The organism is Flagellimonas oceanensis, assembly GCF_003992595.1.
Classification (GTDB): Bacteria; Bacteroidota; Bacteroidia; order Flavobacteriales; family Flavobacteriaceae; genus Flagellimonas; species Flagellimonas oceanensis.
This window is the reverse complement of sequence record NZ_RZNA01000048.1, coordinates 205,422-214,606: the sequence shown is the minus strand read 5'-3', so window position 1 is coordinate 214,606 and position 9,185 is coordinate 205,422. Positions and strand designations below refer to the sequence as shown.

The following is a 9,185-nucleotide window of genomic DNA, read 5'->3' as shown; positions in this document are numbered from 1 at the left end:
GGGAAGTACCGCTCTAAGGTCCTCAGCTGTTCGCTCTTGGGCTTTTGGTCCGCCTTGAAGAGCCTGTGGATCTCCTCCAGGGTCATCTCCGAGACCTCGTAGGGCGTCAGCCTGTAGCACTTGAAGAACTCGATGTACTTGGCCACCGTGTTGCGGGAGATGCCAAGTTCCTTGCTGATCCGTCGCTTGCTGGCCCCCTCGCCGTACAATTTGTAAATCCTTTTTGCCTTTCGCATATCTATCTGTTTGTTCGCCATGGTCTTTTTTACAAAAGAAACCATCGCAACACTCAAATAGAATCGATCTTTTTAGTGGCTCACTTTCATCCGCCCCACTATGCTCACTTTGGTCCGCCGCGGGTGGCTCAGTTTAATCCGCCGCAGGTGGTATACTATGCCCGTTTTTTGCACATTGAGCGCAGGAATATATTTTACGCGAATCAAGACCTCAAATACAATTTACAAATCAACTTTTATTAAAAAATGACAAGTTTGCCTAAATAGCGACATAAAACATCAAGCAATTGACTATCAAAAACGGAAAAAAACCTTTTGAATGACACACAACAATACCGAACCTGTAAAAAGTGGTAAGAGAATCCTGTGTTTAAAGTTGTCAATATAAATCCATATTTAAATTGCCAAACAATTGGTAAAGAATTCATCCGAGGATACAACAACAAAGCGAACGAAGTAAATTCATATATCCAATCCAACTCAATTTAATTGGCTTGACCCTACAGGGACATGAATCCACAAAAATATAGGAAAACATAACGAGAATATACTTGAATCTAGAATACCGACAAATATGTGAGACTTAAAAATTAACTTTATATCCTCGCTGGAATGGCACAATGACAACTACTTTAGACCATTGACTGTTCATCATATAAAAAATATTCCACTATTAATTATTCTGTTTTTTCCTTTCGCTATTTTCTCGATCTTTTGATCAAAATTTTGGGGACGGGGGATGGATTACGAAAGATTCGGACAATATCGACAATGGTCGATTCGAATTGGCCAACCAGATACTAAGATTTTGGTTGGAGGCGATAAAATGAGCAGTACCACTACGGTATAATGCCCATAGCTCCACGAATCAAAAAATCCCCGTGAATTGCGTCTCACGGGGATTTTTCATTTTCCTTAAGCAGCACAAGGTTTTGACAGTATATTATAATTGCAGTGACCTACCCACCAATTTCAGACTTGTGGAATCTCCATTGACTTGGGTACTATCACCACATCCTTGGCCCTTGGACCATTCCCTATACTTTCCCATACTTTCGTTTTGAATTCCTTGTACTTCCCCTAGCTTATCTTTTCCCTCGGTATGGTTGATATTCTGGTTTATACAAGCATTGGAAAGTATCATAATTGAAAGGACGGCAAATATGCTTGCAAATCTTTTCATAGGTAGTGTGTTTCTTTTTGTGTTATCAATAAAATAAAGACCGGCAAATGATTTGAGCTCAATATACCCGGTCCTTACCACAGATTTTTATCTGTCCCTCTTATCCGGTCCCACTATTCCATCAAGAGGTGTATTTCGTTATTTGTTTAGGCAGATACTGCAAATGCAGTTTGTTTGTCCTTGTATTCTTTTGGACTGCAATTGAATTTTGCCTTAAATATTTTAGAGAAGTAACTTCTACTGATAAACCCGATACTGTAAACCACTTCGGAAATGTTCATGTCGGTGTTTTTGATAAGGTCCTCGGCCTTGATGATTCGCACATCTCGAATGTAGTCCGTAACGGTTGTGCCATGCATCAATTTGAAGCCTTCCTGCAATTTGGACGGGGACAGGCCTCCTTTTTTGCATAGATATGAAACGGACAACTGTTTTTCCGGGTAGTTGTTAATGAACAAAGAAAGTTCCCGTATGGTCTCTTGCTCTTTTGCTGTCAGGGATGATTCCTTGGTGGCAGACTTTTTAAGGTCGTCGGAGTGTTGCTGTATCTCAAGCGCCAGTATTAAGTGTACCAGACCCTCGGTCATCAATCTTCTCGCGATTCCCTTCTCCGATATTGCGTTCAACTGTCTTACCTTTTCGGCAACTTTTAGATTATATGATCCCACATAAGTGAAATTATCGGCCACATTATCTTTGAAAAAGAGTTTTTGCAGCTCTTGGTTAAGATGAGCTTCCTCATTTAATTTTTTTACAGGATTGACAACGATCATTATCATTTTTAAATGAACGTCTTTGGCAAAATAGAGTACGTTATCCTGTTTTGTTTTACTGGTAAGAATTCCCGTTTGGAAATTTTCCAGCTCTGTTTTTTCCCCATTGCGTCCAAAACTATGCTCAATATGACCTTGGGAACAATACGTGAAACAAATAGGGGTATATTTTGGGGAGTTGGCCACAAGAACCAAGTCCTCGGAAAACTCAACATCGAACTCCATATAGCTGATTCCTCCTTTAAAGGTTATTCCTCTTACGAGTCCTTTGGCCAATGGATTATCCATTTCCAGTATATGTTCTTCGCTTTCTTTACGCAAGTCGCCTCCAAAATCTTTTTGAAATTTTTCAAATACCTGATTTATTCTAGCTGCTTTTAGGGATACAGTTTTCATGGCTTTTTAGTGTGTTAAAAGTTTATTTTCTATTACTGGTTAGTATGGAAAATTTTGATAAGGTAAAGATCACCATGAACCCCTCTTTATATATTATACAACTTTTGGATTGTGTTATATAATTTTTGGAAACGGGACAGAATTCCGTTAAAGAACCCTTAAAAAGTGTGAATTTGATGCTATGGCCAACTGATTATCGGTACAAGTGGACCACTAATCGATGTTTTGAAAAGATTAAGAAGGCAAGTAAATCGTGAAAACGGAGCCTTTGCCCAATTCTCCTGAAGCATGGATATAACCCCGATGGTTTTCCACAATTTTTTTACAAATGGCCAATCCTATTCCTGTACCGGAATATTTTGTTTTTGGATGAAGACGTTGAAAAACCTCAAAGATCTTGCCCGCATTCTTATTGTCGAAACCGATACCATTATCGGTGTAGGTAATTTTGTGATATATTTTCGCACTTTTAAAAAATTGAGCTTCTATTGTATCCCAGGCTACTTGTTCGGATTTGATGCTGATTTTAGGTGCTTCCTCGCTACTATGATATTTGAGGGAATTGGATATTAGATTACTGAACAATTGTTCCAACTGAAATACAACGCCCTGCACCTCGGGCATAGCTTCCCAAACAAGCTCTGCCTCTAAAGCATTTATGCGTTCCGACTGATCTTCTTGAACCTTGAGCAATAACTCATCCAGGGCAATGTGCTCAAAATTGTCATGGGTATTGTCAATCCGAGAATAGGTCAGCAAATTCCGGATAAGGGACTGCATTCGGGCAGCTACCTTATTGATCTTATCAAAATATCGCTTTCCCCTATCAGAAAGTCTGTCCATTTCAGAATCGTCTATTCGGGATATGAACATTTGAATTTTTCGCAAGGGTTCTTGCAAATCATGGCTTACTACACGGTTAAAGGACTCCAATTCCACATTACTACGCTGCAATTCGAGGTTTTTGACCCTCATGGCATTCTCTGCGGCGATTTGCTCGGTAACATCCTGCACTACTCCCATTAATACGGATTCACCTTCCTTCTCTATGAATTCGCCTTTGGTTCGTAGGTGCTTTACCTTTCCTTGCTTGGTAACTATTCTATACGTATAGTTCCTCGGCTTTTTTTGTTCTCTTTGCCATTCCCCATACTGATCAAAATCGTTTAGATCTTCAGGATGGATAAATTCCCTGTAATTATCCATAGTGGGAACAAATTCACCTGGCTCACAACCCAACAATCGATAAAAATTGTCGGAAATCTCAGGAGGGCCATTTTCTACATTCCAAGTGTAGCTCCCGATTTTTGCCACTTTCTTGGCCTCCATCATAATAAAATTTTGAACCTCCAGCTCTTGGTTGGCCTTTAACAGACTTTCCTTGGCATTAAATTCTTCCGTATTGTTTCGGACCACCTCCAAGAGGCCCTCATCAACGGCCTTAACAAAGGTGTGAAACCAATAGTTTTCCCCATCAACATCGACCATCCGCTCAAAATCAATGGTTTCGTCCCTATTGTAACAGTCAATCATCCGCTGCAATTCGTTGTTCTTCAACACAAAAGGAAATACCTCAGAAATGGGTTTACCTACTAAGTCTTTGGGTTCTAGGTTTAAATAATCGCGGTTACATATGTTTGCAAAAACCACCTTAAAATCCACAACGGTTCCATTCGAATCATAAATGGGTTCATAAAAATTCATAATGTTATCCGTACTCTGCACAATGTTTTGCAGCAACATTTCGGAAGATTGGATTTGATTTTTTTGGCGGCGTAGACGGAAAAACGCAATAGTAAAGACAATTATGGAAAAGAGAGCCAGTAAAAGTGTAGTAAGAGGGGTAAGAAATGTCAACCTTCGGTAGGTTGCAAGCTGATCTTGTAGAAAATCTTGATTGCTTTTCAACATTTCCTGTTTTAAACCTCTAAGGTCTTTAAGTAGTTTTCCAGCTCTATCCACATAAACCATTGCCGTGGAATCGGCATACGACGGATTGACCTTCCCATGCAAAGCGGTTAATGTACTATGAAAACTGTCCTTTAGTTTGGTAACGGATTCCAAGTGTTCCTTTTGATGGGTATCGCTTTCCATGAGCCTTTGGAGCCTGCCCAAAATCTGGTCCCCTTCTATCTTTCGGTCGATATAGGATTCTTCAAAAGTGGTATCCTTTAATATGACCGATCTGAATTCGGCAGATTCCATTAAATCGTATTGTGAAAACAGTGAATTGATTTCCTTATCAACCGTTAAGGAATGGGAAACCTGATCCGCAGAAGTGTTCAATGTCCTGATTTGATTGAACAGGACCATGGTTATGGATAATAATAGAATAATCGCCATAACCAAAGCCACCCTATCAAAGATTGGGGAATTGGCAATACGACGAAATATCTTAAAGTTCATTTATCTGTTTAAAGACCAAAGGTTGTTTTGGTATGGATTTACCTTATCTACTACTGCATAAATAAGGCTTCTATCGCAGAAACAGTACTACAATCGCAATAAAAAATTGTCTCTATTAAGATTTGAGGTGTGGTACTGCCAATTTATTTGCAGTACCTTCTCTATGGAATCCCTCAGCTTATTGAAGTTGTTGGGCTTGTTCAAATAAATATTGGCCCCGTTCACAAAGGTGTCCTCAATATCGTTCTCGGAACACGAAGTGGAGTAAATCGCAATACAAACTTTATCCAAGTCAGCGTTTGCCCTTATTTCTTTTAGGCATTGCATCCCGTTTTTAATGGGCATGTTTAGGTCCAAGAAAACCAGATTGGGCAGCACTACATTGGGTAGGTTCAAATAATCCATCAGCTCCTGGCCATCATTGAGCAAGGATAGCTTTGTTTTGATGGAGATGTCCTCTATGGCATCTTGAAAAAATTGACGGTCATCTTCATCGTCATCGGCTAGTGCAATATTCAATATTTGCGCACCTGTTTGTGCGGATTGTATCTTCATATAGTTTCAATTCGTTTACCTCTTCGTTTTTCTAAAATTCGTTGGAATTTGGTTGGCGTCAACCCAGTGGTTTTTTTAAACTGGCTTGATAAATGCGCCACACTGCTATAGTTTAAACGATAAGCAATTTCTGTTAATGTTAGGTCGGTGTTGGCCATAAGTTCTTTGGCATGGTCAACTTTTCTGAGAATCACAAAATTCTCTATGGATGTATAGGTCGCTTCCGAAAAAAGATTGGATAAATAGGTATAGGAATAATTCAATTTTTCGGATAGATATATGGACACCGTATGTGCTTGGGGCGTATCCGCCTCCAACATTTCGTTAATGGTATTCTTGATTCGCTGTACCAAGGCAATTTTTTGGTCATTCAAGATTTGAATACCATAAGTGCTTAAATTACCTGAAAGTTCTTCCAACTCTTCCTCCGAGAGCATTCTTTTCAGCTCTACCTCACCTGAACTATAAATAGTATGTGGAATATCCAATTTATTCAACTGCTCCTCCAAAACCTTTTTACAGGTAATATCCAAATCGAATTTAACGTTGATCTTCATTCTTCTGTATCATAAAAAATAGTATTGGATCGCTCGGAGAAGTCCTCTGCAAGTTTAGAATAAATTTAAATAATAATTTAACACTTTCATGTGGTTTATGACCAATATTGAACTTATTGCGCAAATGGTAAGAGATGACCTCTCCTATTGAGGATAAGCCATAAAAGAATACCGCAAAGGAGAGCTTTTATAAATAACACCCCGAATTAGCAAGTTGTTGAAACTTTGTCTGAAACGATAAGGACAACAAAAGCATTATCAATCTGGACGATTATTTCCAGAATAGAACAAAATGATGTTGACGGAAGTCTGTTTCCAATGCTTTTTATCCGTCGATATTGGCTTTGTCGGAAAAATTTTCGTCCGGAACTTCTTTAAAGAATTCATTGGCTTCCATACTTGCGTTGGGGCCATATCCCATCAAAAATGTCCCCTTCTCCCCCTTATCGGTCTCTATCACATATAAAATGGACAAATCGGAGGGATTACTCATTCCTTCGTACCGATGCTCGGCAACAATGGAAATCTCTTTAGGTCTGTAGGTGTTTTTTGAATCCGATGCGACCAACTTCTCATCTTCGATTCTAAAATTAACATCGTATCCTTTTTGCTGATATTCAGCAATATAGTCTTTCTCGTGTTTTGCAAAATTATTACCCATATCGTGCTTTTTATCAAATATGACGGAATCACTTTTATTCCGTTGACCCATTTGCCATCAATATTAATTCAAATGGAATTAATTTGGCAGATATTCAAAAAATGTACTTACTTAACGGTTTAAAAATAGACTTAGGCCCTTATTGATTCGAGCAGTTATTTCAATTGCGACTACATTAAAGAGAGAGAAAAATGAGCGTTAAATTAGAAATATGTGACACCGATATTAAACAAATAATCGAAGACCTTTCCGATAATTTTAAAGTGGACGTGGAAGAGGACAACAATGAATTTTGTGTGCGAATTCCAAAAAAAATTGGGTCAGGATTTATCAAAGGAACCCACTTTGAGCATGGAGTGGGCGTTTTGGAATTTGACTGCCAATTAAATGAAGAGTTGATTCTAGAACACCAAAAGGGGTTGGTACATCCGTTAAAATTGATTTTTAATAGAGAGTCGACCATATATCAGCAGTTTGATGAAACCGACGAGCTGAACGAGATCAATAAACTGGAAAGCGCTATTTTATCCAGTACACCCCAAAACAACCATATCTTTACGTTACCCGCCGATCAACCCCTTTGCATATACAGTCTGGAAATCAACCGAAAGCTGTTCGAAGATAAGATTAGCGAATTCTTGGGAGAAATGAACGAAGACCTCATGACCTTATTCAGGGATGTGAACGGAACACAGCTTTTTTTCCATAAAGGGCACTACAGTCTGGAAATTGCAAAATTCTTGGAGGAGTTCACAGAATGCGACCTTACCCATTTTATGAAGACCGTTTACCAAGAAGGGAAAGCGTATGAAATACTGTCGCACCAACTACAACAGTATTTGGATGACATGAACGGAGAAGGGGGACAAAAAATACTGAGGCAGGCCACACTGTCCAAAATTGAAAAGGCCGCCGAAATAATCCAAGATGAACTGAATAGGCTGGACAATATTGTGAGCCTTGCCAAAAGGGTGGAACTTAACCAAAACACACTACAACAGGGATTTAAAAAACTGTACAAGGTTTCTGTAAATGAGTACATCAGGAACTACAGAATTGAAAAGGCAAAGGAACTTTTGGAAAACACCGATATGAACATTTCCGAAATAAGCTATAAAATCGGAATCAACTCCAGGAGTTATTTATCCAAGCTTTTTAAGGAAAAATATGGGGTTTCGCCCAAAGAGTACCACAATCAGCTTAAAAAGAGGGATAGATAAGAAACTTGTTTATGGCACTCGCAAAAAATCGCACAACATCCTTCTAGCTCCATCCTTATACCAATAAGAGCCTCTTTACTCCATTAATCCTAATAATTAACTCATTTGAATTCAAAATGAACAAAATCGATTCTTTTTGAGTCAATATTTTATTCGAAACTGTCAAGGGTATCATTACAAAAGCCATAGTTTGGTACCATGCTTATGATGGATAGATTTACATGAACAGAAAGCATGAAAGCTTGCTTTTTAAGCAATCCAAACCATTTCTTAATTAAAAAAATTGCTAATGAAAGATAAAGACCAGAAACAGCCAGAAGAAAATGCTGAACTAGTCAAAGAAGAAAATAACCCAAAGGGAAATTATATTTTTCAAAAAACCGGAATCACAAAACTGGGCTTTGTAATCATATTGAGCATCTTGATTCTCATTGCCTTCGGGATATTTCTTTCGGGCATGTTTTTTCAAAGCACAAACTAATGATCGGCAAGAGTTCTATTGGCGGCCAAAAAGCCTCCAAAAAAGTTCCCCTTTTTCATGACCCTCATTTGTTGAGGGTTTTTCTTTTGGGTCACTATTTTGTGCAAACGGATTACTTAAAAGGACCATGAATGTTCTAAATTGCTGTGATTATAAAAAATACCATCAAAATATCATGAACATATTTCTTGCAGATGACGACAAAGACGACCGCATCTTTTTTTCGGAAGTATTGGACGAAATTCCAATGAAAATGGAAACCACGGAGTTTCCTGATGGCGTTGGACTAATGGCAAACCTTCATTCGGATAAAGCCTTGCCCGATGTTATTTTCTTGGATTTGAACATGCCGTTGATGAATGGGTTCGAGTGCTTGTCCGATATCCGACAAGACGAAAAATTCCTTGACATTCCAGTGATTATATATTCCACATCATTTCATCCTATGGAAGTGGAACGACTTGAAGAAATGGGAGCAACGGGATATCTCAAAAAACCAACTTCCTATAATCAACTTAAAACACTGGTGTACAAATGTGTCAACCACATAAAGGATTTGTCATCACCCGAGGTAAACAAGGAACAAAAATTCATCATTTTTGAATAATTGATTCAGGAATACACTCCCAAACATAATCGCCAGCCCTAGGTGAAAATTAAAAAGAGCGGACAAAGTACGTCCGCTCCTTTTACAACCAACCAACTTATATTTCTTAC

General features: G+C 38.6%; 10 protein-coding genes. 3 read left to right on the top strand and 7 right to left on the bottom strand.

All coding sequences use genetic code 11. From position 1 onward, the window contains the following. The 7 genes from EO132_RS15830 to EO132_RS15800 form a co-directional block, all read right to left on the bottom strand. On the bottom strand, positions 1-257 hold a 257-nt coding region (locus EO132_RS15830; RefSeq protein WP_164732267.1), incomplete at its 3' end, for a helix-turn-helix domain-containing protein. Between the two features lie 922 nt (positions 258-1,179). After that, positions 1,180-1,419 carry a hypothetical protein gene (locus EO132_RS15825; RefSeq protein WP_127138788.1) on the bottom strand — a complete coding sequence of 80 codons (240 nt, stop codon included), beginning with the start codon at positions 1,417-1,419 and terminating at the stop codon, positions 1,180-1,182. Between the two features lie 146 nt (positions 1,420-1,565). Continuing rightward, positions 1,566-2,588 carry a helix-turn-helix domain-containing protein gene (locus tag EO132_RS15820; RefSeq protein ID WP_127138787.1) on the bottom strand — a complete coding sequence of 341 codons (1,023 nt, stop codon included), beginning with the start codon at positions 2,586-2,588 and terminating at the stop codon, positions 1,566-1,568. 234 nt (positions 2,589-2,822) lie between these two features. Continuing rightward, positions 2,823-4,994, bottom strand: coding sequence for an ATP-binding protein (locus EO132_RS15815; RefSeq protein ID WP_127138786.1), 2,172 nt, complete (start codon positions 4,992-4,994; stop codon positions 2,823-2,825). Between the two features lie 87 nt (positions 4,995-5,081). Beyond that, the gene (locus EO132_RS15810) at positions 5,082-5,549 is read right to left on the bottom strand and encodes a response regulator (RefSeq protein ID WP_127138785.1); all 468 of its coding nucleotides are present in this window, start codon (positions 5,547-5,549) and stop codon (positions 5,082-5,084) included. Beyond that, entirely contained in the window at positions 5,546-6,106 is a 561-nt protein-coding gene (locus EO132_RS15805; RefSeq protein WP_127138784.1) for a helix-turn-helix domain-containing protein, read from the bottom strand. Before EO132_RS15805 ends, EO132_RS15810 begins: the two co-directional genes overlap by 4 nt. 325 nt (positions 6,107-6,431) lie before the next feature. Further along, positions 6,432-6,767, bottom strand: coding sequence for a hypothetical protein (locus tag EO132_RS15800; protein ID WP_127138783.1), 336 nt, complete (start codon positions 6,765-6,767; stop codon positions 6,432-6,434). A 191-nt stretch (positions 6,768-6,958) separates the two neighbouring features. On the opposite strand from EO132_RS15800, the gene EO132_RS15795 reads away from it, so the two are divergent. From EO132_RS15795 to EO132_RS15785, 3 genes are all read left to right on the top strand, one after another. After that, positions 6,959-7,987, top strand: a complete 1,029-nt coding sequence (locus EO132_RS15795) for a helix-turn-helix domain-containing protein (RefSeq protein ID WP_127138782.1) — start codon at positions 6,959-6,961, stop codon at positions 7,985-7,987. A 289-nt stretch (positions 7,988-8,276) separates the two neighbouring features. Then, positions 8,277-8,468, top strand: coding sequence for a hypothetical protein (locus tag EO132_RS15790; protein WP_127138781.1), 192 nt, complete (start codon positions 8,277-8,279; stop codon positions 8,466-8,468). A 175-nt stretch (positions 8,469-8,643) separates the two neighbouring features. After that, positions 8,644-9,075 carry a response regulator gene (locus EO132_RS15785; RefSeq protein ID WP_164732362.1) on the top strand — a complete coding sequence of 144 codons (432 nt, stop codon included), beginning with the start codon at positions 8,644-8,646 and terminating at the stop codon, positions 9,073-9,075. The last annotated feature ends 110 nt before the right edge of the window (positions 9,076-9,185 follow it).

Bases quoted from the DNA above. Each gene is read 5' to 3' on its own strand.
- EO132_RS15790 (WP_127138781.1), top strand. From the start codon at position 8,277: ATGAAAGATAAAGACCAGAAACAGCCAGAAGAAAATGCTGAACTAGTC.
- EO132_RS15785 (WP_164732362.1), top strand. From the start codon at position 8,644: ATGAACATATTTCTTGCAGATGACGACAAAGACGACCGCATCTTTTTT.
- EO132_RS15825 (WP_127138788.1), bottom strand. From the start codon at position 1,419: ATGAAAAGATTTGCAAGCATATTTGCCGTCCTTTCAATTATGATACTT.
- EO132_RS15815 (WP_127138786.1), bottom strand. From the start codon at position 4,994: ATGAACTTTAAGATATTTCGTCGTATTGCCAATTCCCCAATCTTTGAT.
- EO132_RS15795 (WP_127138782.1), top strand. From the start codon at position 6,959: ATGAGCGTTAAATTAGAAATATGTGACACCGATATTAAACAAATAATC.
- EO132_RS15800 (WP_127138783.1), bottom strand. From the start codon at position 6,767: ATGGGTAATAATTTTGCAAAACACGAGAAAGACTATATTGCTGAATAT.
- EO132_RS15820 (WP_127138787.1), bottom strand. From the start codon at position 2,588: ATGAAAACTGTATCCCTAAAAGCAGCTAGAATAAATCAGGTATTTGAA.
- EO132_RS15805 (WP_127138784.1), bottom strand. From the start codon at position 6,106: ATGAAGATCAACGTTAAATTCGATTTGGATATTACCTGTAAAAAGGTT.
- EO132_RS15810 (WP_127138785.1), bottom strand. From the start codon at position 5,549: ATGAAGATACAATCCGCACAAACAGGTGCGCAAATATTGAATATTGCA.